Genomic DNA, 24,619 nt, shown 5'->3' on the forward strand with positions numbered 1-24,619 from the left:
GCCAGCTCCCACATTGTCAGCATTTCAACTCAGGCCCGGACAAAAACAAGAGTGAAACGACAAACCTTCGTAGCTCTGACCCATATCGATTCAAGGAGAAACACATGATCCCAGTAATCCTTTCCGGTGGTAGCGGCTCACGTCTTTGGCCGCTTTCCCGCAAACAGTTTCCCAAGCAGTTCCTGGCCCTGACCTCCGAGCACACCTTATTCCAGCAAACCCTGGAGCGCCTGGTATTCGAAGGCATGGATGCGCCCATCGTGGTCTGCAACAAAGACCACCGCTTTATCGTCAACGAGCAACTCGCCGCCCGCAAACTGGACACCCAGCGCATCCTGATGGAACCGTTCGGCCGCAACACCGCGCCGGCTGTGGCCCTGACCGCGATGATGCTGGTCAACGAAGGCCGTGACGAGCTGATGCTGGTACTGCCCGCCGACCACGTGCTGGACGACCAGAAAGCCCTGCAACGCGCCCTGGCCCTGGCCACCGTGGCCGCCGAGCGCGGCGAGATGGTGCTGTTCGGCGTACCGGCCACCCGTCCGGAAACCGGCTATGGCTATATCAAGTCGACCAACGATTCGCTGCTGCCCGAAGGCGTCAGCCGCGTGCAGCAGTTCGTGGAAAAACCGGATGAAAAACGCGCCGCCGAGTTCGTCAAAAGCGGGGGTTATTTCTGGAACAGCGGCATGTTCCTGTTCCGCGCCAGCCGCTTCCTCGAGGAGCTGAAAAAGCACGACCCGGACATCTACGACACGTGCATGCTGACCCTGGAACGCAGCAACCACACCGCCGACACCATCGACATCGACGAGTCCACCTTCGCCTGCTGCCCGGACAATTCCATCGACTATGCGGTGATGGAAAAAACCCAGCTGGCCTGCGTGGTGCCATTGACCGCCGGCTGGAGCGACGTGGGTTGCTGGGCATCGCTGTGGGACGTGAATGAAAAAGACGCCAACGGCAACGTCAGCAAGGGCGACGTGGTGATCCAGGACAGCAAGAACTGCATGATCCACGGCAACGGCAAACTGGTGTCGGTGATCGGCCTGGAAAACATCGTGGTGGTGGAAACCAAGGACGCGATGATGATTGCCCACAAGGACAAGGTCCAGGGCGTCAAGCAGATGGTCAATACCCTCAACGAACAGGGCCGCAGCGAAACTCAGAACCACTGCGAGGTCTACCGTCCGTGGGGCTCGTATGACTCGGTGGACATGGGCGGCCGCTTCCAGGTCAAGCACATCTCGGTCAAGCCGGGCGCGTGCCTGTCGTTGCAGATGCACCACCACCGCGCCGAACACTGGATCGTGGTCAGCGGCACCGCCGAAGTCACCTGTGACGAGAACGTGTTCCTGCTCACCGAAAACCAGTCCACCTACATCCCGATCGCCTCGGTGCACCGCTTGCGCAACCCGGGCAAGATTCCCTTGGAGATTATCGAGGTGCAGTCCGGCAGCTACCTGGGTGAAGACGATATCGAGCGCTTTGAAGATATCTACGGTCGGTCTACGCCGATCGAGCGTGGCGTGTCGGTGAAAACCATCGCGCAGTAACACCGCGGAAAAACAAGCGCCCGTCACTGACTGCGTCCCCTATCCGCAGTCAGTGACGGGCTGCTTGCATACCGCCCTGACCTCAGCCGAACGGGCCCTTTTTAATGATTCGATTAACTGGGTTGCCATTGCCGTCCCGGTACTTCAAGGGAATGGCGAACTTTGTATCCACGTAAAAAATGTGCGGATTTTCAGTTGGCATTACCGTCAGGCCCGATGTATTGATCTCGTAGTATTGCGTCATTTTATCCTGGGTATTACCGCCGGGACGCCGACCAAAGATCGTCCGGGATATCTCAGCCTGGTTCGTATCTTCAGGCCTCAGGTCCGTAAAGTAATGCCGGCCCTGGCCACGGGGTAAAGGTTGCCCTTTCAGATCTTTAGAGGACGACTGCAAATGCCAGTCGGCATTGATGGAAGCCGACGCGTTGTTCCCCGTGTAGTGGTAATACACGTTCTCGCCTTTGACGGGAGCCTCCAGCTCGGCTTTTTCACCTGGAAAGGCTTCGGGCGTTCTAGGTCTTTTTGAGGCATTGGAAGAGGCCGGCTGTATATCGAGAGTCGCTGGGCGTTTGACCCCTTGACTGCCTTCTCCCCCCGCACCACCCAGCATCCTGTTCAGCCGCCATTGCCCCTCACCTGCCGACTGCAGGAACGCCACGGTCTTTTTGGTTTGCGGGTCAATGACTCGAACGTATCCGCTTTCGACTTTGTAAACCGGGCTGATTTCATACGGCTTGCTGACGCCGGTACCGTCGGTGTAACGCACATAGAACTGCTCCCCGAGTTGATAAGTACCATCGCCCCTCATCGTACGGCCGTCGAGCACGTTCTCAGGTACGGAATAGGCACTGATGTCTGGCAACGTGCGCGTTGCGCCCCTACCTTGACCCGCTATTTCCGAGGGTGTCAGCGGCATGACCCTGGCTGCCAGCGACGGCTGCAGGACCGGGCGCAGAATCGGACTGGCCGTATCACCAGTCTTCACTCCGCCGCCGTAACGGCTATAGATCATGGCAAGTCGGTTGGGTTTGTCGAGCACCCTCACGATGGATTGGCCAGGCGCCCTGATGACCCTCAGCCCGGATCTGGTGAGCCTGACGGCAGTCGAAATGCCCTTTCCAATCACCGGCAAGAGGTCCATGAACTGGGTGGCGATCTCGATACCGAACATCGTCTTGTTGTAGGCCGACTCCTTGGCCACCTCGGCGGAGCTGACAGAACCGAGATCCGCCTTATCGAGCAGTATCTCCGTCAGCTGTTTGTACAGTGCGTCCTGAAAGTCACCCTGAATAGGTTTGAGGTACGCATTGCTTGTCAGCTCGTTCGCCTTGCCCACACGCTTGAGGTTTTTGATGACGTCGCCGTCTCGATAGTCCTGGATGACAGCCCCCAGGCTGTCCGGATTGAGCGGCGACGTTTTGCTTCGGGCATAGGCTTTCCATTCCGGCTGCTCGAAAAGCGCCTCCAGGGCAGCCTGGTTGGCAACTTGTCGAAAGGACATGCCGTCAGGCGCATCAGGGGTATACAACACCAGCGGCCCGGCCTCGCCATTGCCAATGGCGATGACACCCTGGAGCGCCTGGCCATGGTGACTGACGGTGTTGGCGACGATGTTTTTTCCATCCACCTGGGGCCGGGTGGCCGGGTCCGGAAAATCGAGCACGGTCTGGACCCACTCGGATGCCGGGGATCCCTGTGGATAAGCCTGCGGGTTCAATTCCCCCAGAAACGCCTGCTTGTTCATCACATCGGACAGGTTGGCTTTCCACGCGGAACGCAGTTTCCCCGGTTCTCCGGTCTGAGCGTCGGGCGCCATTCGCGTCTTGAGAAGCTGGATGTAGTTGCCGCCCACGTCCAGCTCATTGACCAACGCCTTGAGCTCTGCAGTTCCCAAGACCACGGGATTTCCGTCTGCCCCCAGTACCGGCTTGCCCGAGGCGTCGGTCAACGGTGCGGCGAATGCCACGGAAGAATACTGGTGACTGTCTGCGGCAGGCCAGGCAGTAGGGTTTTTCAAGGCCAGCTCAGTCAAAGAACTTTGGTGGCTGCTGACATTGCGTGGAACGTAGGCGCCGGGCCGACCGGTATGCACTTTGGATTGCGTGGTGGTGGTCACCACGATCTTGTCCGGGTCAAAATTCGCCGTCGGGTATTTTTTCTGCAGCGCGGCGTTCAGTTGCTGATTGGCAAAACGCTGCAGCGAGGGAATTTCTTCCAATAACGGCACCAGGTTCTGGAGGGATTGGTGCTCGCTCGTGTCCAGGTATTGATATTGCCCCGCGTTCATGGGGGACAGGTTTTTCAACCATGGCGGCTGTTGTTTATCTTCGAGCTTTTCACCCCGGGCAAGCATGGCATTGCTGCTGTCCATTTGAGACGACCAATTGGCGGCATTGTTCATGGCCTGGGCGATTTGGGGGCCGTCCATGTCGCTGGTGTCTGAGTGAGTCAAGGCGCTCAGCTCGGCTTTTTGCCGCTCCAAAAGCTGAGGGACGGCCTCTGCTATCACATCCCCTGAAGTGGGCGCGAAACTGAGCGTCAGGTCATCCCCGCGCAAAGGCTTGCGCAGTTTTTCCACCGACAACGGCAGACTTTCCGACAGGAGCGCTGCGGGGATACCTCCCTGGTCAATGCGTTGGGCCAGCGCCGCTTGCAGTTGGGCCGGGGTCGCAAACTCCTCAAACCCTTCGCCGGGGGTGTAAAGCACCACAGGGCCGTTACCTTCGTCAGCCTTGATGTTTTTGTTACCGTTGGGCCAGTGAGGTTGTGTCTTCCAGGAACCATCTGTGGAGGTAATCATGAAGGCTCCGGCCAGCCGCGCGCCGTTTGGCGTGTTGTCATCCACCGTGATCGGGTAAACGCCAGGCCGCGCACCGTCGGGGAAAGCGCTTTCCCGGGCGGCCAACGTGGGATAGCGGAACGCCTTGTCGATCAGGGCTTTGCTCGCCGGGCTCAGGGTACCGTCCTCCAGGCGCAAAGCCGCCTGGGTGGAAAGCATTTCCCGGTGCAGGTTGATCAATTGATCTTGAGGTGGGCTCGGATCTTTTTCGTTGGGGCGGGGAGACGTCCAGTACCGAGTGACGGCGTTGGCAAACAGCTCCCCGATTTCTCCCACGGCGCCAGGCGTCTTGGCAACGTACTCGTGATACTCCTGCACAAATTGTTCATAGGTGGGCTGCTGGCTGATCAACCGGTTGATTTTAATGTTGAGTGCATCGTGCTGGCCGAGGAAGCCCTGCGGAGCAGAAGCAGGCTTGCCAAAAACATACTCGGCGACCGTGGCCGGATGAATGCTCCGCACGACGGGTATGGCTGGCGTACCAATGGCAGGGAGGCCAGAAAATGGCGCCGGTGCTCCAGGGCCTGGCGCCTCGCTCCCAGAGGATGGCTGGTTGGATGAATCAGATGGAGGGGGAAGATCAGGATGATAGTGGGTGTGACGCTTAACGATCATTGAATGGACCCTGTCATTAAGGGAGTCAGTCCATTGCCCTTTTAAAAGTGATATCGCTCCGATGATGAATCAATCAGTGGTGTAAGAGAGGCGGCGGGTTCCTGTGGGAAAAGTGCAATACGTTACGGTAAGTGAATAGGCTTGGCCCCCGAGCTCAGCTACGATGAACGCTCATGGCAAGCGAGGGTTTTATCGTGTTCATCGGTGTTCTGCTGGTCATTACCTGGCTAATCCTTCTGCTGCGCTACCCGGCCCGGGCCTTGCCGGTTTCCCTCGCGGCCGCCGTCGGCCTGGGCCTGGTAGCGATGTGGGTGGTGTGGCTGGACAACCGCGAGGCCCAGCAATTGGCACGCCTGGAGCTACGTACCGTGTACGCCCCTAAAGAGTGCCCGGCGGACCGTCCGCTCAAACTCACCCTGAACAACGGCAACAACGTGCCGCTGACCGAACTGCGCTGGCGCATCGCGGCCTATGCGCCGGGCGATACGGTCAACCTGGCGGACAACGTGTACGCTGCCCCGCGCTATCGCGGCCCCGGTGAACTGCAGGCCGGCGCCACCTGGGAAGACTGCCTGCCGGTGCCGCCGCTGCGCCCCGGCTACCGCCCGCAAACCCTGGAATTTCGCGCCGAGCATTTGCAAGGCAGCTTTTCCGACTAACCCTGACAAAGGATTGATTCATGCCCAACGTACTCATTACCGGGTGTTCCAGTGGCATTGGCCGTGCCCTGGCGGATGCCTTCAAACACGCGGGCTTTGACGTGTGGGCCAGTGCCCGGCGCACCGAGGATGTTGCAACACTCAGCGCCGCCGGCTTTAACGCCGTGCAACTGGACGTCAACGACAGCGCTGCACTGGCGCACTTGGCCGGGCAGATCGGCGCGCTGGACGTACTGATCAACAACGCCGGCTACGGCGCCATGGGCCCGTTGCTCGACGGCGGCACCCAGGCGATGCAGCAGCAGTTCCAGACCAATGTGTTTTCAGTGGTCGGGGTGACGCAGGCGCTGTTCCCGGCCCTGCGCCAGCGCAAAGGGTTGGTGGTGAATATCGGCAGTGTCTCGGGGGTGCTGGTCACGCCGTTTGCCGGTGCGTACTGCGCTTCAAAAGCGGCGGTGCATGCCTTGAGCGATGCGTTGCGCATGGAGCTGGCACCGTTTGGCGTGCGCGTGATGGAAGTGCAACCGGGCGCCATCGATACCAGCTTTGCGAAAAACGCCGGCACCCAGGCCGAGCTGTTGATCAATGAGCAATCGCCCTGGTGGCCGCTGCGTGAAAGCATCCGCGCCCGGGCCAAGGCTTCCCAGGATCGGCCTACGCCCGCCAGCAAGTTCGCTGCCGATGTGCTCAAGGCCGTACAACAGAGCACACCGCCGCGCCTGTTGCGCTCGGGTAATGGCTGCCAGGCACTGCCGTGGATGGCGGCGTTGTTGCCCAAGGGGTTGCTGGAGACGGTCCTGAAAAAACGCTTTGGCCTAAGCGGAACCTTGTAATAGCAGCACCGCTGACTTGTGGCGAGGGAGCTTGCTCCCTCGCCACAAGGTTTGCGACTCCTCGACGGATCAGCCTTTCATGAAATCAATGAAGGCCCGCACTTTCAGCGGCAGGTGCCGGGTGTCCGGGTACAGCGCATACACCCCCTGTGGCGCAAACCGATAGCCCGGCAGCAGCCGCACCAAACGCCCTGCATCGAGGTCGTCCTGCACCAGCCATTGGGGCAGGATCGCCACGCCATGCCCGCGCACGGCGAATGCCTGCAGGATCGCGGCGCTGTCGGCAACCAGTGAGGCCTTGCCGGGCCCCGGGCGATACAGGTGCTCCAGGCCCGCCGGGTCGACCACCGCCAATTCCGTCAACCGTCCATGCCCGAGCTTGGGCAGTTGCTCCAGTTCATCCAGGGTGGTGACCCCGGCGAAACCCGGCGCGGCCACGGCAAAAATCTCGTAGCTCGACAGCTGCACCGCCCGATGATTCGAATCGAGCATGCGCCCCAGCCGGATAGCGACATCGAACCGCTCGGAGATCAGGTCGGCATGACTGGAGGATGTGGATAACTGAACGTTCAATTCCGGGTGCAGGCCGCGAAAGGTTTCCAGCACCGGCACCACCACGGCCAATCCGTACTCGACAGTGGTGGTGATCCGTAGCGTGCCCTTGAGCTGGCTGTGTTCCGAACGGGCTTCCTCCACCGCCAGCCGCGCCTCTTCCAGCATCCGCGTGCAGCGCAGGTAAAAGCGCTCACCGGCATCGGTCAGCGCCAGTTGGCGCGTACTGCGGGTTAACAGGGTGACACCCAGCTCGGCCTCCAGGCGCTTGAGGTTGAAGCTCACCACGGCCCGCGTCTGCCCCAGGAAATCAGCGGCTGCGGTCAACGATCCGGCCTCGACCACGGCCTTGAAGGTGTCGAATCGATCCAGGCTGACCATTGTCCACGCCCTCCATTGTCAAAATATTTTTGACAAGCTAACAGTCAAACCGCTGTTTCCCAAGTGCCCGCACGCGCCTACCCTGCCGCCATCCAACGCAGGAACCGCGCCATGACCTACCGCTCGAAAGTCACCTGGATCTTTCTACTGGGCTTCGCCCTGGACCTGGTGAACATGTTTGTCGCCACCATCGCCTACCCGGACATCGCCCGCGAATTGCAGGCCTCGGTCACCCAACTGGCGTGGATCGGCAACGCCTATATGCTCGGCCTGACCGTGGTGATTCCCCTGAGCGTGTGGCTGGCGGCACTGCTGGGTGAGCGGCGCTTGATTGCCGTCAGCCTGTTGTTGTTCGGCCTCGCCTCGGTGCTGGTGGGCCAGGCCGCATCGATTGAAGCGCTGATCGGCTGGCGCCTGCTGCAAGGCCTGGGCGGCGGCTTGTTGATCCCGGTGGGCCAGGCCCTGGCCTATCGGCATTTTCCGCCGGCACAACGCAGCCAACTGACAGCCAAAGTCATGTTCGTGGCGCTGCTGGTCCCAGCACTGTCGCCAGCACTGGGCGGTTTGGTGGTGGACAGCGTGTCGTGGCGCTGGATCTTTTTCGCCAACCTGCCGCTGGCACTGATCACCCTGACGTTGACCTTGCGCTGGCTGGAGGCAGACACACCCTCTTCCACCCGCCCGCCCGTGGACCTCGGCGCGGTGCTGGGGCAGATCCGTCGTCCGCTGCTGCGGGTGGCGATGCTGGTTTACCTGTTCATCCCGGGCGTCTTTATCGGCACCAGCCTGGTGGCGATTCTTTACCTGCACGGCCTGGGATTTACCGCCAGCCACATCGGCGCGCTGATGCTGCCTTGGGCGCTGGCCTCGGGGGTGGCCATTGCCCTGAGCAAAAAACTGTTCAATCGTTGCGGGCCCCGGCCGTTGCTGCTGGCGGGCATGGTGCTGCAATCCATCGGCATCCTGTTGCTGATCGAACCCCACCCGCCTGTCGTGGTGCTCGCCTACACCCTGATGGGCCTGGGCGGCAGCCTGTGCAGCAGCACCGCGCAAACCCTGGCCTTTCTCGATATTCCGGCCGAACGCATGGGCCACGCCAGCGCCTTGTGGAACATCAATCGGCAACTGAGTTTTTGCCTCGGGGCAGCGTTGCTCAGTGCCGTGCTGGCCGCGCTGGACTCCTTCACCGCGACCTTTGCGATTGCCGCAGCGTTGACCCTGTTTCCCCTGATTGCAGTACTGTGCCTGGATGCATCCAAGGTACGCACACTGCTTCACCCTGCCAGCGAGCCCACATGATGATTGATTACCGCGACTTTTTTGATGAAGTGATCCAGGCCCATGTCGAGATCGAACAATGGTTTGCCGGGACCGCACCCGAGGGCACACTGGAGACTTTGCTTGCGCGCTTTTCCCCGGACTTTTCCATGATCACCCCGGCGGGCAAGCAGCTGGATTTTGCGCTGCTCAACCAGCTGTTCAGCCAGGCCGGTGGCAAGCGGCCCGGGTTCAGGATCAGCCTCAGCGAATTTGCCGGGATTGACCGACACGCCCGTGGTGCGACGTTAAGTTATCGCGAGCAGCAGGTGGACGGCAGCGGCGCACAAACCGATCGGCGTTCGACCGTGGTGTTTGAAAAGCAGGCCAGCGGCGCCCTGCTGTGGCGCCACTTACACGAGACATTTTTACAAGCCTGATTTCACAAACGATGAAGATCAACGGTAGGAGCTGGCTTGCCTGCGATAGCGGAGTATCAGCCAATACTTCTCTGACTGATGCACCGCCATCGCAGGCAAGCCAGCTCCCACAATTAATTCTGTGTTTGGTTGACGATCACGGTGCAGGTGATACCCGCCGCCAACAGCACACCCTCCGGCACTTCATCGATGTGAATCCGCACCGGCACCCGCTGGGCCAGGCGCACCCAGTTGAACGTCGGGTTCACATCGGCGATCAGCTCGCGGCTCTCCGGGTTGTCGCGGTCGTAGATCCCGCGCGAGATGCTTTCCACGTGGCCCTTGAGGGTTTCGCCGCTCATCAGTTGCATGTCGGCTGTATCACCGACTTTGACGTGGGGCAGCTTGGTCTCCTCAAAGAAGCCGTACACCCAGAACGAGTTCATATCCACCACCGCCATCTTCGCCTCGCCGATGCGCGCGTAGTCGCCGCGGTGCACGTTGAGGTTGGTGACGTAGCCGTCCACCGCCGCCAGCACCTGGGTGCGTTTGAGGTTCAGCTCGGCCGCTTCCAGTTGCGCCAGCGCATGTTGGTAATCCGCCAGGGCCGAGTCGGCGATGTTGCTGGCGTCGTCACGGTTTTCCTTGGAGATCACCAGGGCATCGAGGTCGGCGCGGCGGTGGGCGTTGACCTTGCGCATTTCCCAGGTGGCCTTGCGGGACGCCACCAGCGATTGCGCCTGCTTGACGGCTATCTGGTAGTGCTCGGGGTCGATCTGCATCAGCAGGTCACCCTTCTTCACCAGTTGGTTGTCACGCACCGGGACATTGACCACCTCGCCGGTGACGTCAGCGGCGACGTTGATGATGTCGGCGCGCACCCGGCCATCGCGGGTCCAGGGAGTTTCCATGTAATGCACCCACAACGTGCGGCCAATCCAGATCGCCAGGGCCAGTACCAGCAAGGTCGCGAGCAGGCTGAAAAACTTTTTCATCGGGGCATTCTCAACGGTAGACGGTCAACGCCAGGGCGCCGAACAAGCAAGCGAACAGGCTCAGGCGCAGCAACGCCGGGTGCCAGAAAAAACGGTACAGGTCGAAGCCGGCCAGGAACCGGTCCAGGGCCCAGGCCAACCCCGCCGCGATCAGAAACATCAGGGTCATGGTGGGCATGTACACGCCGTGGAAGGCGATTTCACGAGGCATGAGCGGGTCCTTCAGGCTTGAGGGCAGCCAGGGGTGATTGCGGGTCCAGCAATGAGGTGCGGATAAAGTGCAGGTAGCTTTTCACCCGGCGCAGGGCCGAGGTGTCGAAGTGCGGGGCGAAAGGTTCGTCGGTGGCCTGCACCCGGCTGATGGCATGGTCCACGGCGACCAGGCTGCGTTCCAGATTGCTGGCGCTGGGTTGCAGGAACAGTCGCACCAATGAGCGGCCCATCACCCGGATCGCCTGGCGCCACGGTTGGGATTCGGCATACGCCGGGTGCACCGGCAGGATTGCCTGCTCCTTGCGCAACTCGATAATCGCGTGGCCGACTTCCAGCACCACGAACATCCAGCGCAGCAGGTTGCGTTGCACCTGGGGTTGCCCGGCGGCGAAGCCGTAGGCCTGGTGCAGCAAGTCGCGGGTGCGGCTTTCGAAACCCGACGCCAGGCCCTTGAGCTTGCCGCTGATGGCGAACACTACTTGCTCGCGCAAATCCTGCTCCAGCCGGCGCCACAACCAGCGGCTGTTGGGCGGCAGGATGATTGCCCCCGCCGCCGCACACACCAGCATGCCGATGACCATCGCGATGTAGTCGTTGATGAAGGTGTAGGGGTTGTAGATCGTGAGGTTGTCTGGCACCGAGCCGGTGCTGAAGAAGATCAGCAACCCGACGCCGACTCCCGCGTATTGCGGGCGCGAGGCCAGGAACGAGCCGAAGATGATCACCGGCGCGAGCATCACGCACAGCAGCGGGAACCCGTCGATCCAGGGGAACACGAAGAACATCTCGACAAAGCCCACCAGCGCCCCGATCAAGGTGCCGCAGGCCATTTGAAACGCCATGCGCTTGGGGTTCGGCGTGGCGGCGGACAAGCCCACCGTCGCGGCGGCGATCAGGGTCATGGTGGCGCCGCTGGGCCACGCCGTGGCCACCCAGTAACTGCCGAGCACGACTAGGATGAACGAGGCGCGAATCCCCGAGGCGGCGCAGGCCAGCCAGTTGGTTTTCGGGGTGTAGGGCTCGTCCCAGTGTTCGCGCTCATGGCTGTGGTCGGCCAGGGACGCGTGGGTTTGTGCGTAGCTGTGCAACTCGTCGACGAAGCGGTACAGCAGCTCGTAGGCGGTGTGAAAATCCAGCTGCTCGGCGTCACTGGGCGCGCTTTCCTGAAAGCTCGCCCGCAGGCTGCGCACCTTGGCGGGCAGGCCTTCCTTGTAGGCGGTCAGTTGGCTGACCAGGCGCGCGGCGTCGGGGCTGGTGAGGGCGCGACCGGAGAAGCCGTCGAGCAATTCCGCGAGGTCTTGCAGGCCTGGCTTGATAGCGGCCACCACGTGATCGGCCTCTTGGCTGCGCAGGCGTTCCAGCAGTTGGTGCAAGGCATTGAAGCGGGTAGTGATGCCCATGAACTCGCTGTTCAACCGCGTCAGCCGGCCATTGCGCCGACGCATGTGCGGGTCTTCGAACACGGTGATGCTGCGCAGTCCTTCCAGGCCCACGGCTTCGGCGATAAAACGCACGTTGCTGCGCTCAAACCCTTCGCGCTCGCTGCGACCACGCAGGCCATCGGTGACAAATAACGCGAACACACCGAAGCGTTGGTACAGGGCGTTGCGCATCGCAGCACTGGCGGTTTGCGGCAGGATCGCGGCACTGACCAGCGTGGAGCAGACAATCCCCAACGAGATTTCCAGGACCCGCCACACCGCCGCCATAAAGGCGCCATCCGGATGGGCCAGGGCCGGCAAGCCAACCATCGCCGCGGTGTAGCCGGCCAGCACAAACCCGTAGGCGCGAAAGTTGCGATTGCGGGTCGCGCCGGCGGTGCAGATGCCGACCCAGATCGCCAGCGAACCCAGGAACAGCTCGGTGTTCTGCGCAAACAGGGCGATGAGAAACACCATCACCGCCGAGCCCGCCAGGGTGCCAAGGAAGCGGTAGAAACTCTTGGCAAATACCTGCCCGCTTTGCGGCTGCATCACAATAAATACGGTGATCATCGCGGTGCGCGGCTGCGGCAATTCCAGGCGCATGGCCAGCCACAGCGTCAGGAACGCCGCGATCAGTACCTTGAAGATATACACCCAGGTCACGCCATCACTGCGTGCCCAGTCGAAAAAACCACGGCGCCACTCAAGGGCGTGCAACCAGCGCAGCGGTGCAGGCAAGGGAGTCATTGCGTCCTACTCAGTGATCAAACACGGCGAGGGCCGCCGGGGTCTTGCTCGGGAGAGTCTTGCTGTCTTGCGGCACGTCGCTGCCGGCACCGAGGCCACCGCCCAACGCGGTCACCAGTTCGGCGTGGGCACTCAGGCGCGCGGCCTGGACCTGTTGCTGCACCTGCTGCTGGCGGAACAACAGGCTCTGGGCGTTCAGCACGTTGAGGTAGTCGGTGAGGCCGCGCTGGTAGGCGATCATCGCGATGTCGTAGGTTTTCTGCGCCGAGGCTACGGATTCGGCGGCGAACGCCTGTTGCTTGTCCATCGACTCGCGGCGGATCAACTGGTCGCTGATGCCCTTGAGCGCATTGACCAGGGTCTGGTTGTAGTGCGCGACGGCGATGTCGTAGCCGGCGCTGGCTTCACCCAGTTGCGAGCGCAGGCGGCCACCGTCGAAGATCGGCAGGCTGATGGCCGGGCCAGCGGTGTAGTTGAGCTTTTTGCCCGTGAGGAAACTGAGCATCCCGCCGCCGGTGGCGACGTAGCCGAGGCTGCCCACCAGGTCGACGTTGGGGTAGAAACCGGCGTGGGCCACATCAATGCCACGGGCCTGGGCCGCCACTTGCCAGCGGCTGGCAACCACGTCCGGGCGCTGGCCGAGCAGTTCGGCGGGCAAGCGCGAGGGCAATTTCAGCGGTGCCGCGAGGGACAAGGTCGGCCGCTGCAATTGCGCGCCCGCCCCCGGCCCCTTGCCCGCCAGCGCAGCCAGCTGGTTGCGGCTCAGGGCGATGGCTTCATCCAGGGCGTCCAGTTGCCTATGGGTTTCCGGCAACGGCGTCTCGGCCTGGCTGACTTCGAAGTGGGTGCCGATCCCGCCATTCAGGCGCTTTTGCGCAAGGTCGAGGATCTGTTGCTGCTGGGCCAGGGTCGCGGCCACGATGTCCCGCTGGGCGAAGTGCAACGACAACTGGATATAGGCGCGCACCACGTTGCTCTGCAATTCAAGCTGGGCCTGGCGGGCTTCGGCGGCGCTCATGTGGGCCATGTCCACGGCACGCTCGGTGGCATTGCTTTCGCGGCCCCAGAGGTCGAGGGCATAGCTCAAGCCCAGGGAAGCGTTGTTGTCCCAGGTGGTGGAATTGTCCAGCGCGCCCGGGCCATAGAATTGGTCGCTGGGCCAGTTGTGGCGCTTGAGCGTGGCGTCGCCATTGACCTGCAACGACTCGGCCGACTCGGCGATGCCGGCCATGGCCCGGGCTTCCCGCACGCGAGCGGCGGCCATGGCCATGCTCGGGCTGCCTTGCACGGCGAGGTCGATCCAGTGGTTGAGTTGCGGGTCGCCGTAGGCTTGCCACCATTGCGCAGTGGGCCAGTGGGCGTCCTGGGCAGCGGTTTTGATCGCTTCGTCGGTGGCCAATGTGTTGGCGATGAGTGACTGCCCTTGGGGGGCAACTCCTCCGGTTCCGATGCAGCCGCTGATTGCTAACGATAAGGCCCAAACACTGAGAGTCTTCAGCTCTCTGCTGATGCGACGCGGCACTGCTGCGAATTCCTGAGAGGGTGTTGCGGGGAAGGTGGCGCAATTCTAAGGGGCGGGCTGGATGGCGATAAGGTGGGATTCTTGTGAATCTTTGTTACCGTTCAGGCGATAATCCGTTCGTAGGTTCATTATTCGCTCTGCAAAAAAAAGAAACTTCGTGTCACAATTTGCCATCTCCCAGAGAGCACCCCATGGACACTTTGCAAAACATGCGCGCCTTCAGTTGTGTGGCCGAAGCCGGCAGCTTCACCGCCGCCGCCGTGCAACTGGATACCACCACTGCCAACGTCTCGCGCGCGGTCTCCAACCTTGAGGCCCATCTGCAAACCCGTTTGCTCAACCGCACCACCCGCCGTATCGCCCTGACCGAGGCCGGCAAGCGCTATTTGCTGCGTTGCGAGCAGATCCTGGCCTACGTCGAAGAAGCCGAGGCCGAAGCCAGCGACGCCCACGCCCGCCCCGCCGGCCAGCTGAAAGTGCACACCATGACCGGCATCGGCCAGCACTTCGTGATCGACGCGATTGCCCGCTACCGCCGCACCCACCCGGACGTGACCTTTGACCTGACCATGGCCAACCGCGTGCCAGACTTGCTGGACGAGGGCTACGACGTGTCCATCGTGCTGGCCAGCGAGCTGCCGGATTCGGGGTTTGTCTCGCAACGCCTGGGGATAACTTACAGCATCGCCTGTGCCTCGCCGGCTTACGTCAAGGCCAACGGCTGCGCGCAACGGCCCAGCGACCTGCTCAACCACGCGTGCCTGCGCCTGGTAAGCCCGGTGATCCAGCTGGATAAATGGTCGTTCAATGGCCCTGAAGGCCAGGAAAGCGTCGCGATCAACAGCTCACCGTTCCTGGTGAACTCGGCGGATGCGATGAAAACCGCGATCACCAGCGGCATGGGCGTTGGCCTGTTGCCGGTGTATGCGGCGATTGAAGGTCTGCGCAACGGCACGCTGGTGCGGGTGATGCCCAACTATCGCTCCCAGGAACTCAACCTGTACGCCATCTACCCGTCGCGCCAGTACCTGGATGCGAAGATCAAGACGTGGGTGGAATACCTGCGCAGCTCCTTGCCGGAGATCATGGCCGCGCATCAGGCGGAACTGGCGGCCTATGAACTGAGCGGCAGTCTGGGCGGGGTACGACTGAGTAACTGAGGGTGGTCAGCCGCTACACCGGCAGCGTAATGCCAAAGGTGTTGCCGCCGGCCTCGCTGCGCACAAACACATCCCCGCCGTGCATCAGCGCGATCGCCTTGACGATCGCCAGCCCCAATCCGTGATTCGCCCCGCTGTTGCTGCGGGACGCGTCCACCCGATAGAACCGCTCGAACAACCGAGGCAGATGCTCGCTGGCAATCTCATCGCCCGGGTTGGTCACCCCGATCGCCACGTGATCCTCCAGCACTTCGATCTTCACCTCGATCACCTGCCCCGGCGCCGTGTGCTGCACCGCATTGCTCAACAGGTTGATCAGCGCCCGGCGCAGATGCGCCTTCTCGATCTGCACCTGGGCATCACCGCTCACCCGCACCTGCACCTGGGCGTCTTCGAGGATGAAGTCCAGGTAATCCAGGGTGGTTGCCACTTCATCCGCCAGTGAACTGGTGATCAGCTTGGTGGCCTTGCTGCCCTGGTCGGCGCTGGCCAGAAACAGCATGTCGTTGATGATCGAACGCAGCCGCTCCAGCTCTTCGAGGTTCGATTGCAGCACCTCGAAATAATGCTCGGCCGAACGCCCGCGGGTCAGCGCCACCTGGGTCTGGCCAATCAGGTTGGTCAACGGCGAGCGCAGCTCATGGGCCACGTCGGCGTTGAACGACTCCAGGCGCGAGTACGCTTGCTCCACCCGGTCCAGGGTCGAGTTGAAGGAGTTGACGAACTGCTTCAGCTCCGGCGGCAACGGCGACAATTGCAGGCGCCCGGAGAGTTTCGGCGGCGCGAGTTTCTGCGCTTCATCCGACAGCTTGATCAGCGGCTTGAGGCCGATACGCGCCACCCAGAACCCCAGCAGCGAGGCCAATACCACGCCGACAAATGCCAGGCCGATCAGCGCCACCAACAGTTGATGTTGGGTGGCGCGGAAATTCTCGGTGTCGACGGCGATCATGAAGCGCAGCGGCGGGCGCTGGTCCTTGGCCGGGAACTGGCTGACCAGCACTTTGAACGGATGATGATGGCCTGGCAGGTGCAAATCACGCTTGCCGGTCGGGCCTTCGGCGAAGGCGCGAATCTGCGCGTCCGGGTTGCCATATTCGTAGGTGGGGTCGCTGCTCACCACCCAGAAACGGATGCGCTTGTCTTCCTCCCCCAGCAGCTTGAGCTTGGCGGTGATCTTGGCCCAATGGTCCGGCGTACCGAAGCGATTCACCGAGGACTCCAGCACGCTGTAACGCGCATCCAGCTCGGCACCGGGCAACAGGCCCAGGCCTTTGTCCACCTGCTGGTACAGCGCGCCGCCGATCAACAGGAAGATCAGCAGCGCCACCAGGGTGAACATGCCGCTCAGGCGCAGGGCGATCGAGTTAGCCGACACTGCGGTTCTCCAGCACGTAACCCATGCCGCGAATGGTGTGCAGCAGTTTCTGTTCGAACGGCCCGTCGAGCTTGGCCCGCAGGCGTTTGATCGCCACTTCCACCACGTTGGCGTCGCTGTCGAAATTGATGTCCCAGACCATTTCCGCAATCGAGGTCTTGGACAGGATTTCACCCTGGCGCCGGGCCAAAACGCTGAGCAGCGAGAACTCCTTGGCGGTCAGGTCCAGGCGAACCCCGTTGCGACTGGCCTTGCGGCTGATCAGGTCGATCCACAGGTCGGCGATGGTCACCTGCACCGGCTCGTGCCCGCCGCTGCGACGGGTCAAGGCCTGCAGGCGTGCCACCAGTTCGAGGAACGAGAACGGCTTGCCGAGGTAATCGTCCGCCCCTTCGCGCAGGCCGCGAATGCGGTCTTCCACACGCTCACGGGCGGTGAGCATGATCACCGGCGTCTGCTTGCGCGCTCGCAGCGCGCGCAATACGCCAAAGCCATCCAGGCCGGGCAGCATCACGTCGAGCACGATCACCGCGTAATCGTTCTCCAGGGCCAGGTGCAAACCTTCGACGCCTTCACGGGCGACGTCGACGGTATAGCCTTGCTCCGTCAGCCCGCGGTGCAGGTAGTCGGCGGTTTTTTCTTCGTCTTCAATAATCAGTACACGCATGAGCCTTTTGTTCCAGGACGGGGCCTCAGCCTCAGTGTGTGGTTGCCAGCTGGGGAGCTGGTTTGGGTCTGTGGAAAAACTTCTCGAGGTACAAGTATATGACCGGCGTGGTGAACAGCGTCAGCGCCTGGCTCACCAGCAACCCGCCCACCACCGCGATACCCAGCGGCTGGCGCATTTCCGCACCGGGGCCGGAGCCCAGCATCAGCGGCACCGCACCCAGCAGCGCGGCCAGGGTGGTCATGATGATCGGCCGGAACCGCGTGACACACGCCTCATAAATCGCCTCCTCGGGCGGCAGCCCGCGCACGCGCTGGGCGTCCAGGGCGAAGTCGATCATCAGGATACCGTTCTTCTTCACGATACCGATCAGCAGCACCAGGCCGATCAGGGCCATGATCGAAAAGTCCTGGCCCATCAATGACAACATGATCAGCGCCCCCAACCCCGCCGACGGCAAGGTGGAAATGATCGTCAGCGGGTGCACGAAGCTCTCGTACAGCACGCCCAGGATAATGTAGACCGCTACCAGTGCCGCGAGGATCAGCCAGGGCTGGCTGGCCAACGAACTCTGGAATGCCTGGGCCGCGCCCTGGAAGTTGCCGATGATGGTGGTCGGCATGCCGATTTCATTCTTGGCCTGGTTGAGCATGATCACCGCATCCCCCAACGCGACGCCCGGCGCCAGGTTGAACGACAGGTTGGCCGCCGGGAACATGCCGTCATGGCTGATGGACAACGGCCCGACCGTAGGCGGGTCGACCTTGGCCAGGGCCGACAGCGGCACCATCTCGTTGGTCAGCGGCGAGCGCAGGTAGAAGTAGTTCAGGCTTTCGGCCTTGCCGCGTTGTTGGGTGTCCAGCTCCAGCACCACCTGGTACTGGTTGATCTCGGTCTGGAACTCGTTGATCTGGCGCTGGCCGAAGGCGTCGTACAGCGCCTGGTCCACATCGGTGGCGGTGAGGCCAAACCGCGCGGCGGCCTGACGGTCGATGCTGATGTGGGTGATGCTGCCACCCAGCTGCAAGTCGTTGGACAGGTCGCGGAACGCCGGGTTGGCCCGCAGTTTTTCGGTGAGGCGCTGGGTCCAGGTATTCAGCGTGGGGCCGTCATTGCTCTTGAGCACGTACTGGTACTGGGCGCGGCTGGGGCCGGAGCTTAAGTTGATGTCCTGGCCGGCCCGCAGGTACAGGACGATGCCCGGCACCTTCGCCAGCTTCGGCCGGATGCGGTCGATAAACTGGCTGGCCGACACGTCGCGATCCCCGCGATCTTTCAAGGCGATCCAGAACCGGCCGTTGGCGATGGTCTGGTTGCTGCCGGTCACGCCCACCGAATGGGAAAACGCTTCCACCGCCGGGTCGTCCTTGACGATCTCGGCGAGGGCCTTGTGCTTGGCGACCATGTCCGGGAACGACACGTCGGCCGCCGCTTCGCTGGTGCCGAGGACGAAGCCGGTGTCTTGTACCGGGAAAAAGCCCTTGGGGATAAACACGTAGCCGACCACGGCCAGGGCCAGGGTCACCATGAAGATCGCAGCCATGGTGCGTTGGTGGGCCAGGGCACGGCGCAGATTGCGCGCATAACCGGCCAGCAGGCGTTCGCTGAAGCCGGGCTTGTCGTGGGCGTGATGGGTCGGGGCGCGCATGAACAACGCGGCCAGGGTCGGCGCCAGGGTCAGCGAGACCACCACCGAAATCAGGATGGTCGAGGTGGCCGTCAGCGCAAACTCCTTGAACAACCGCCCCACCACACCGCCCATGAACAGCAGCGGGATAAATGCCGCCACCAGCGAGAAGCTGATGGACACCACGGTAAAGCCGATTTCCCCCGCGCCCTTGATCGCGGCCTCGCGTTTGTCGAGGCCCGCCTCCAGGTGGCGGTGAATGTTCTCCACCACCACGATGGCATCGTCCACCACAAACCCCACGGCGATCACGATCGCCACCAGGGTCAGGTTGTTCAAGCTGAAACCCATCAGGTACATCAAGGCAAAACTGGCTACCAACGACACGCCGAGCACGCTGGACACAATCAACGTGGCGGACAACTGGCGCAGGAACAACGCCATCACCGCCACCACCAGCAGGATCGCGATCAGCAGGGTCACTTCCACTTCATGCAGGGACGCGCGGATGGTCTTGGTGCGGTCGGTCAACACGCTGACCTGCACCGAGGCCGGCAGCATGGCTTGCAGGCGTGGCAGCTCGGATTGAATGCGGTCCACGGTCTCGACGATGTTCGCACCGGGCTGGCGGGAGATCACCAGGTTGACCCCGGGCGTGTCGCCGGACCAGGCCTGCACGTAGGCGTTTTCCGAACCGTTGATAACTTTGGCAATGTCGCGCAGTTGTACCGGCGCCCCATTCTTGTAGGACACGATCAACTGGGCGTAGTCGTCAGGATGAAACAGCTGGTCGTTGGTCGACAGGGTCGACACGCTGTTCTCGCCGTAGATCGCACCCTTGGCCAGGTTGAGGCTCGATTGCTGGATCGCCAGGCGTACGTCCGCCAGGGTCAGGCCGATGGCCGCGAGCTTGTCGGGCGATGCCTGTACCCGGATGGCCGGGCGTTGCTGGCCGGTGATGTTGATCTGGCCGACGCCGTCGATCTGGCTGATCTGACGGGCCAGCAGGGTTTCCACGTAGTCGCTCAGCTCGGTGCTGGGCATGCTGTCGGAGCTGACGCTGAGGATCAGTACCGGGCTGTCCGCCGGGTTGACCTTCTTCCAGGTCGGCAGGCTCGGCATGTCACTGGGCAGCTTGCCGGACGCGGTGTTGATCGCCGCCTGTACTTCCTGCGCTGCGGTGTCGATGCTCTTGTTGAGGGTGAACTGCAGGGTCAGGAGGCTGGAGCCCAAGGCACTGCTGGAGGTCATCTGGGTCATGCCGGGGATGGCGCTGAATTGCACCTCCAGCGGGGTGGCCACGGATGAAGCCATGGTGTCCGGGCTGGCGCCGGGCAACGTGGCGCTGACCTGGATCGTCGGAAATTCCGCTTCCGGCAGTGGGGCGATGGCCAGACGCGGGAAGGCAATCATCCCGAGCAACACCAGGGCGAAGGTCAACAGCAAGGTGGCGACCGGGTGGTCGACGCACCAGGCCGACGGCGAACGACTGCCACTCATGGCTGCACCTTGGCATCAACGGTCTGGATCACCTGCGTCGGTTCCTTGAGCACGTCCACCTGTGCGCCGGCCTTGAGCCGCGACTGGCCGTCGCTGACCAGTACATCACCGGCCTGCACGCCTTCGAGGATGTTCACGTCGCTGTCCTGATACACCACCTGCACCGGCACGATGTCGACCTTGCCACCGTTGACCCGGTACACAAAGTGCGAGTCCAGGCCGCGCTGCACCACGGTGACCGGCACCACCAGCGCGTTCTTGTGCAGGGCGGTCTGGATGCGGATCGTCACCAGTTGCCCCGGCCAGAGTTTTTGCGCGCCGTTGCTGAACTCGGCCTTGGCGCGGATGGTGCCGGTAGTGCTGCTGATCTGGTTGTCGATCAGGCTGAGGCGGCCTTCACCAAGCAGGTCGCCGGTCTGGCCGTCGGTGTCGGCGCCCATGTAGGCGTTGACGTCGGCGGGCAGTTGCGCGGCGATCAGGCCTTGCAGGGTCGGCAGCATTTGTTGCGGCAGGGAGAATTCCACGGCAATGGGGTCGATCTGGGTCACGGAGAACAAGCCCTGGGTGTCGCTCATGCGCAGGAAGTTGCCTTCATCCACGGTGCGAATCCCGACACGGCCGGTCACCGGCGAACGAATCTGGGTGTACGAAAGCTGCACCTGGGCCGAGTCGATGGCGGCCTGGTTGCCTTGGGCCGTGGCCTTGAGCTGGTTGACCAGGGCTTGCTGCTGGTCATAAGTCTGCTTGGACACGCCGTCGTCGATGCTCAGTTCCTTGTAGCGCTTGAGGTTGACCAGCGCGACCTGCAGTTGCGCCTGGCTTTCCCCCAGTTGCGCCTTGGCCTGGTCCAGGCTGGCGCGGATCGAGCGGTCGTCAATGGTCGCGAGCAGGTCGCCGGCCTTCACCAGTTGACCTTCCTTGACCAGCAATTTGGTGAGAATGCCGTCGATCTGCGGGCGAATCACCACACTGTGCAACGACAGCACCGAGCCGATGCCGCTGACAAAACGCGGGATGTCCTGCTCCTTGACGTTGATCACCCGCACCGGGATCGCCGTGGGCGCGGTCAGTTTGGTCTTGGCCGGGCGGGTCACCACCCAGGCGACAACGGCCAGTACCACGAGGACGCCCACGATCAAGGCAGGTTTTCGTTGAATGTGCATGGGGTGAGGCGCCAGGGCAAAGGATCGGAAGAATGAAGGTTCTTTATAGCCCGCCAACCGGGTCAGCAAAGTGACTGCTAACTGACAGCGCCGTCAGTAAAGTCCGACCATTCGTACGAGCAGTGGTTAAAGATCCGAGGCGCGCAGGTATACTGCGCAGCGGTGTGGCCTGCAAGTCGGGCCCGCGTCATTTTCAGTACTCCCCGGAGCCACCATGAATTCCCCGACACAACCCGCTGTTGAAGCGGTCGACATCGACCCACAGGCCAACCCTGACAGCGTCGAAGGCGAAACCAAGGCCGAGATCCCGGCATTCAAGTTTCCGTTCAAGCCGGGCGAACTGGCCGGAGCGAAAAACGCCGGCCAGCCGTGGTACAAAAACGGCGCCAAGAACGGCCACACCAAGAGCCCGGGCATGGCGCCACCTGGCACCCGTCGTTCGATGGGCAAGCGCTGAGCGGTAATAATTCCCTCGCAATGGCGAGCCGTGCCTACAACATTTACTGAAGTTTCGCCTTGTAGGCCTGCGTCCAATTCTTGAAAGCTTGCACGACCCTACCTTGCCCCGGTTCTTTCTCACGGGGCTGGGCGTGGTGACGCTGGTTTTCCGGAAAAGGACGTTCCCGTGGTTCCTATACGTACCTGTATTGCGCTGTGCTTGTCGCTGATAGGCGGTTTGTTCTCCATCGACGCGGCCGGCGATCAACCACGGCGCGAAATTCGCTTCGCCGTCGCTGCGCAATTCCCCCCCTTCCAAAGCCGCAATCAGCACGGCCAGCTTGTCGGACTCAACATCGAATTGGGCAACGCCCTGTGCATACAGCTCAATGTGCGGTGTATCTGGGTCGACCAAGTGCTGGTGGAAGACTTTCCCGCCCTTGAAGCCCGGCAATTCGACGCGATCATGGGCATGGCCCCTACGTCCAGACGGCGCCAGCAGGTGAACTTCACCGCTGACCTGTATCCGATCAACACGCGCCTGGTGGCCCACAGAACATCCGGTTTGAAGCCCACTGCACGGTCGCTGAAGGGCAAGCGCGTGGGAGTATTGGTGGGCAGCAACCGCGAAGCCTTTGCCCTGTCGAAGTGGGCGCCGAAGGGCGTAATCATCAAGGGGTTCTGGCGCAATGACGAACTGGTCCACAGCCTGCTGGCACGTGACATCGATGCCACATTGCAAGGCATGGTGGAAATCCGCGAGGCGCTGCTCGACACCGCCGAGGGCCAGGACTTCGACTTCCTCGGCCCCGCCGTCTCCGCCGAACTGCTGGGCAGCGGCGTGGCGATTGCGCTGCGCAAGCCCGACATCAGCTTGCGCAATGAACTCAACGATGCCCTTGAACAGCTGATGCAGAATGGCGAATACCAGCGCATCGTCCGCCCCTACCGTCTTGACGCACTGCCCGCCAGGCCGTAATGGCCAATTAATTGCTCAGAACGTGAGCTGGATCAGTATTTGCCCAACCGGTGCGCTTAGAGTCGACGCCCTGCCGACTCCACCAACAATCACGAGCGCGCGTTTCCATGAAGATCAATCTGCCGGTCACCGGTCGAAATGTGGACTTTGCCCCCGACGCCAACATCCTCTCGACCACCGACCTGACCAGCGCAATTACCTACGCCAACCAGGACTTCATCGACATCAGCGGCTACACCCGTGAGGAGTTGCTGGGCGCGCCCCATAACCTGCTGCGCCACCCGGACATGCCACCGGCTGCGTTTGCCCACATGTGGCAGGTGTTGAGGAGCGGCCGCTCGTGGATGGGCATGGTGAAGAATCGCTGCAGGAACGGTGATCATTACTGGGTGAGTGCCTATGCCACGCCGGTCACCCGGGACGGCGTGATGGTGGAGTATCAGTCGGTACGCACCAAGCCCGATGCGCGGCGGGTGCAACGGGCTGAACGCGCCTATACCCGCCTGCGCGACGGCACCCGCCGGGTGCTGCCCGTGGTGGGTGTGACGTTCAAATTGTCGGCCTGGGTGCTGGGAGCCTGCGCCGCCACCTGGGCATTGGGCTTTGGCCTGGCCACTTATCCGGTGATCTGGCAACTGCTGGCGGTAACGGCGGGGTGCACCGCGGGGGTGGCGGGCGTACACAGTTTATTGCGGCCCTTGGCACAGCTGAACCAGCGAGCCCGGTTGATTGCCGACAACCCGCTGAGCCAGGCGATCTACACCGGACGCGAGGATGAGTTCGGGCGCATCGAGTTTGCCATGCAGATGCTGGAAGCTCAGGTGGGCGCAGTGGTGGGCCGTATTGGCGACGCCTCGCAACGCTTGTCCGGGCATGCCGCCGCCTTGGTGCAGCAACTGGACAGCAGCCACACCAGCACCCTCGGCCAACAGACCCAGACGGATCAGGTCGCGGCCGCGATCAATCAAATGGCCGCAAGCGTGGCGCAAGTCGCCGAACACGCGTTGCAGGCCTCGAAAGCCGCCGACCAGGCCGGCAACGAGACCCGGGAAGGCCACCAACGGGTGGATGAAAGCCGCGACGCGGTGCTGTGCTTGTCCCAGGAACTGGCGCGGGCCACCGAAGTGATCCATCAACTGGAAAGCCACAGTGGCGACATTTCCGGGGTGCTGGAGGTGATCCGCGCGATTGCCGAACAGACCAACCTGCTGGCGCTCAATGCCGCCATCGAAGCCGCACGGGCCGGGGAACAGGGACGCGGATTCGCCGTGGTGGCCGATGAAGTACGCGGGCTGGCCCAGCGTACGCAGCAGTCGACCAATGAGATCCAGCGCATGATCAGCACCCTGCAAGGCGGCGCCCGGGATGCGGTGCAAGCGATGGCGCAAAGCAGCCAGCATGTAGAGGCCAGTGTCGACCAGGCCCAGCGCGCCGCTGCCGCGCTGGACGGGATCAGCCAGCGGGTGACCCGGATTACCGCCATGAGCCAGCAGATTGCGGCGGCGGTGGAAGAGCAGAGCGCGGTGAGCGAAGACATCAACCGCAACATCATTGGCATTCGCAATGCCGGGGAAGTGACGGTGAGTGCAGGTCAGCAGAGCCAGCTCAGTTCAGGGGATGTGGCGGGGCTGGCGGATGACTTGCGGCGGTTGGCGGAGGAGTTCTGGGGCAAGCGGCGCTAGGCGCGGCATG

At 62.3% G+C, this 24,619-nt stretch carries 19 protein-coding genes; 9 read left to right on the forward strand and 10 right to left on the reverse strand.

What is annotated here, in order from left to right:
* Positions 1–104 precede the first annotated feature (104 nt).
* A complete protein-coding gene (locus tag M2400_RS09155) occupies positions 105–1,556 on the forward strand; it encodes a mannose-1-phosphate guanylyltransferase/mannose-6-phosphate isomerase (protein ID WP_177043501.1) in 1,452 nt (483 codons plus the stop codon).
* Positions 1,557–1,638: 82 nt separating this feature from the next.
* Here the strand turns inward: M2400_RS09155 and M2400_RS09160 are convergent, their stop codons facing one another.
* Positions 1,639–5,013 (reverse strand): dermonecrotic toxin domain-containing protein, encoded by a 3,375-nt coding sequence (locus M2400_RS09160; protein ID WP_259195810.1) that lies wholly within the window; start codon positions 5,011–5,013, stop codon positions 1,639–1,641.
* A 194-nt stretch (positions 5,014–5,207) separates the two neighbouring features.
* Between M2400_RS09160 and M2400_RS09165 the strand changes: the two genes are divergently transcribed.
* Positions 5,208–5,672 carry a multidrug transporter gene (locus M2400_RS09165; RefSeq protein ID WP_177043523.1) on the forward strand — a complete coding sequence of 155 codons (465 nt, stop codon included), beginning with the start codon at positions 5,208–5,210 and terminating at the stop codon, positions 5,670–5,672.
* A gap of 20 nt (positions 5,673–5,692) precedes the next feature.
* On the forward strand, positions 5,693–6,505 hold the full coding sequence (locus M2400_RS09170) for an SDR family oxidoreductase (RefSeq protein ID WP_259195811.1): 813 nt from the start codon (positions 5,693–5,695) through the stop codon (positions 6,503–6,505).
* A 69-nt stretch (positions 6,506–6,574) separates the two neighbouring features.
* Here the strand turns inward: M2400_RS09170 and M2400_RS09175 are convergent, their stop codons facing one another.
* Positions 6,575–7,438 (reverse strand): LysR family transcriptional regulator, encoded by an 864-nt coding sequence (locus tag M2400_RS09175; RefSeq protein ID WP_259195812.1) that lies wholly within the window; start codon positions 7,436–7,438, stop codon positions 6,575–6,577.
* Positions 7,439–7,549: 111 nt separating this feature from the next.
* On the opposite strand from M2400_RS09175, the gene M2400_RS09180 reads away from it, so the two are divergent.
* Complete coding sequence (locus tag M2400_RS09180; protein WP_259195813.1) at positions 7,550–8,737, forward strand: MFS transporter; 1,188 nt, start codon at positions 7,550–7,552, stop codon at positions 8,735–8,737.
* On the forward strand, positions 8,737–9,135 hold the full coding sequence (locus tag M2400_RS09185; protein WP_177114494.1) for a DUF4440 domain-containing protein: 399 nt from the start codon (positions 8,737–8,739) through the stop codon (positions 9,133–9,135). Before M2400_RS09180 ends, M2400_RS09185 begins: the two co-directional genes overlap by 1 nt.
* A gap of 113 nt (positions 9,136–9,248) precedes the next feature.
* Here the strand turns inward: M2400_RS09185 and M2400_RS09190 are convergent, their stop codons facing one another.
* From M2400_RS09190 to M2400_RS09205, 4 genes are read right to left on the reverse strand one after another with little or no spacing between them, the layout of a single operon-like run.
* On the reverse strand, positions 9,249–10,109 hold the full coding sequence (locus M2400_RS09190; protein ID WP_177043496.1) for an HlyD family secretion protein: 861 nt from the start codon (positions 10,107–10,109) through the stop codon (positions 9,249–9,251).
* Between the two features lie 10 nt (positions 10,110–10,119).
* Entirely contained in the window at positions 10,120–10,320 is a 201-nt protein-coding gene (locus M2400_RS09195) for a DUF1656 domain-containing protein (RefSeq protein ID WP_003216262.1), read from the reverse strand.
* Positions 10,310–12,493 (reverse strand): FUSC family protein, encoded by a 2,184-nt coding sequence (locus M2400_RS09200; protein ID WP_177078230.1) that lies wholly within the window; start codon positions 12,491–12,493, stop codon positions 10,310–10,312. Before M2400_RS09200 ends, M2400_RS09195 begins: the two co-directional genes overlap by 11 nt.
* Positions 12,494–12,503: 10 nt before the next feature.
* Positions 12,504–14,015: an efflux transporter outer membrane subunit gene (locus tag M2400_RS09205; RefSeq protein ID WP_259195815.1), complete on the reverse strand. Its 1,512-nt coding sequence runs from the start codon at positions 14,013–14,015 to the stop codon at positions 12,504–12,506.
* A gap of 191 nt (positions 14,016–14,206) precedes the next feature.
* Between M2400_RS09205 and M2400_RS09210 the strand changes: the two genes are divergently transcribed.
* Positions 14,207–15,175, forward strand: a complete 969-nt coding sequence (locus M2400_RS09210) for a LysR family transcriptional regulator (protein WP_003216257.1) — start codon at positions 14,207–14,209, stop codon at positions 15,173–15,175.
* Between the two features lie 13 nt (positions 15,176–15,188).
* Here the strand turns inward: M2400_RS09210 and M2400_RS09215 are convergent, their stop codons facing one another.
* From M2400_RS09215 to M2400_RS09230, 4 genes are read right to left on the reverse strand one after another with little or no spacing between them, the layout of a single operon-like run.
* Complete coding sequence (locus tag M2400_RS09215; RefSeq protein ID WP_177043493.1) at positions 15,189–16,553, reverse strand: heavy metal sensor histidine kinase; 1,365 nt, start codon at positions 16,551–16,553, stop codon at positions 15,189–15,191.
* Positions 16,543–17,220: a heavy metal response regulator transcription factor gene (locus M2400_RS09220; protein ID WP_003216255.1), complete on the reverse strand. Its 678-nt coding sequence runs from the start codon at positions 17,218–17,220 to the stop codon at positions 16,543–16,545. Before M2400_RS09220 ends, M2400_RS09215 begins: the two co-directional genes overlap by 11 nt.
* Before the next feature lie 31 nt (positions 17,221–17,251).
* Positions 17,252–20,347: a multidrug efflux RND transporter permease subunit gene (locus M2400_RS09225; protein ID WP_177043492.1), complete on the reverse strand. Its 3,096-nt coding sequence runs from the start codon at positions 20,345–20,347 to the stop codon at positions 17,252–17,254.
* A complete protein-coding gene (locus M2400_RS09230; protein WP_259195816.1) occupies positions 20,344–21,510 on the reverse strand; it encodes an efflux RND transporter periplasmic adaptor subunit in 1,167 nt (388 codons plus the stop codon). Before M2400_RS09230 ends, M2400_RS09225 begins: the two co-directional genes overlap by 4 nt.
* Positions 21,511–21,724: 214 nt before the next feature.
* On the opposite strand from M2400_RS09230, the gene M2400_RS09235 reads away from it, so the two are divergent.
* From M2400_RS09235 to M2400_RS09245, 3 genes are all read left to right on the forward strand, one after another.
* Positions 21,725–21,967, forward strand: coding sequence for a hypothetical protein (locus M2400_RS09235; protein WP_177043490.1), 243 nt, complete (start codon positions 21,725–21,727; stop codon positions 21,965–21,967).
* 168 nt (positions 21,968–22,135) lie between these two features.
* Positions 22,136–22,927 (forward strand): transporter substrate-binding domain-containing protein, encoded by a 792-nt coding sequence (locus M2400_RS09240; protein WP_177078222.1) that lies wholly within the window; start codon positions 22,136–22,138, stop codon positions 22,925–22,927.
* A 107-nt stretch (positions 22,928–23,034) separates the two neighbouring features.
* A complete protein-coding gene (locus M2400_RS09245) occupies positions 23,035–24,609 on the forward strand; it encodes a PAS domain-containing methyl-accepting chemotaxis protein (RefSeq protein WP_259195817.1) in 1,575 nt (524 codons plus the stop codon).
* Positions 24,610–24,619 lie beyond the last annotated feature (10 nt).

It is taken from the genome of Pseudomonas sp. BIGb0558 (assembly GCF_024807515.1).
Lineage (GTDB): Bacteria > Pseudomonadota > Gammaproteobacteria > Pseudomonadales > Pseudomonadaceae > Aquipseudomonas > Aquipseudomonas yamanorum_A.

What these genes read in the sequence shown, in the direction of transcription:
- M2400_RS09155 (WP_177043501.1), top strand. Translation starts at nt 105, where the DNA reads ATGATCCCAGTAATCCTTTCCGGTGGTAGCGGCTCACGTCTTTGGCCG.
- M2400_RS09160 (WP_259195810.1), bottom strand. Translation starts at nt 5,013, where the DNA reads ATGATCGTTAAGCGTCACACCCACTATCATCCTGATCTTCCCCCTCCA.
- M2400_RS09170 (WP_259195811.1), top strand. Translation starts at nt 5,693, where the DNA reads ATGCCCAACGTACTCATTACCGGGTGTTCCAGTGGCATTGGCCGTGCC.
- M2400_RS09175 (WP_259195812.1), bottom strand. Translation starts at nt 7,438, where the DNA reads ATGGTCAGCCTGGATCGATTCGACACCTTCAAGGCCGTGGTCGAGGCC.
- M2400_RS09180 (WP_259195813.1), top strand. Translation starts at nt 7,550, where the DNA reads ATGACCTACCGCTCGAAAGTCACCTGGATCTTTCTACTGGGCTTCGCC.
- M2400_RS09185 (WP_177114494.1), top strand. Translation starts at nt 8,737, where the DNA reads ATGATTGATTACCGCGACTTTTTTGATGAAGTGATCCAGGCCCATGTC.
- M2400_RS09190 (WP_177043496.1), bottom strand. Translation starts at nt 10,109, where the DNA reads ATGAAAAAGTTTTTCAGCCTGCTCGCGACCTTGCTGGTACTGGCCCTG.
- M2400_RS09195 (WP_003216262.1), bottom strand. Translation starts at nt 10,320, where the DNA reads ATGCCTCGTGAAATCGCCTTCCACGGCGTGTACATGCCCACCATGACC.
- M2400_RS09200 (WP_177078230.1), bottom strand. Translation starts at nt 12,493, where the DNA reads ATGACTCCCTTGCCTGCACCGCTGCGCTGGTTGCACGCCCTTGAGTGG.
- M2400_RS09210 (WP_003216257.1), top strand. Translation starts at nt 14,207, where the DNA reads ATGGACACTTTGCAAAACATGCGCGCCTTCAGTTGTGTGGCCGAAGCC.
- M2400_RS09220 (WP_003216255.1), bottom strand. Translation starts at nt 17,220, where the DNA reads ATGCGTGTACTGATTATTGAAGACGAAGAAAAAACCGCCGACTACCTG.
- M2400_RS09225 (WP_177043492.1), bottom strand. Translation starts at nt 20,347, where the DNA reads ATGAGTGGCAGTCGTTCGCCGTCGGCCTGGTGCGTCGACCACCCGGTC.
- M2400_RS09230 (WP_259195816.1), bottom strand. Translation starts at nt 21,510, where the DNA reads ATGCACATTCAACGAAAACCTGCCTTGATCGTGGGCGTCCTCGTGGTA.
- M2400_RS09235 (WP_177043490.1), top strand. Translation starts at nt 21,725, where the DNA reads ATGAATTCCCCGACACAACCCGCTGTTGAAGCGGTCGACATCGACCCA.
- M2400_RS09245 (WP_259195817.1), top strand. Translation starts at nt 23,035, where the DNA reads ATGAAGATCAATCTGCCGGTCACCGGTCGAAATGTGGACTTTGCCCCC.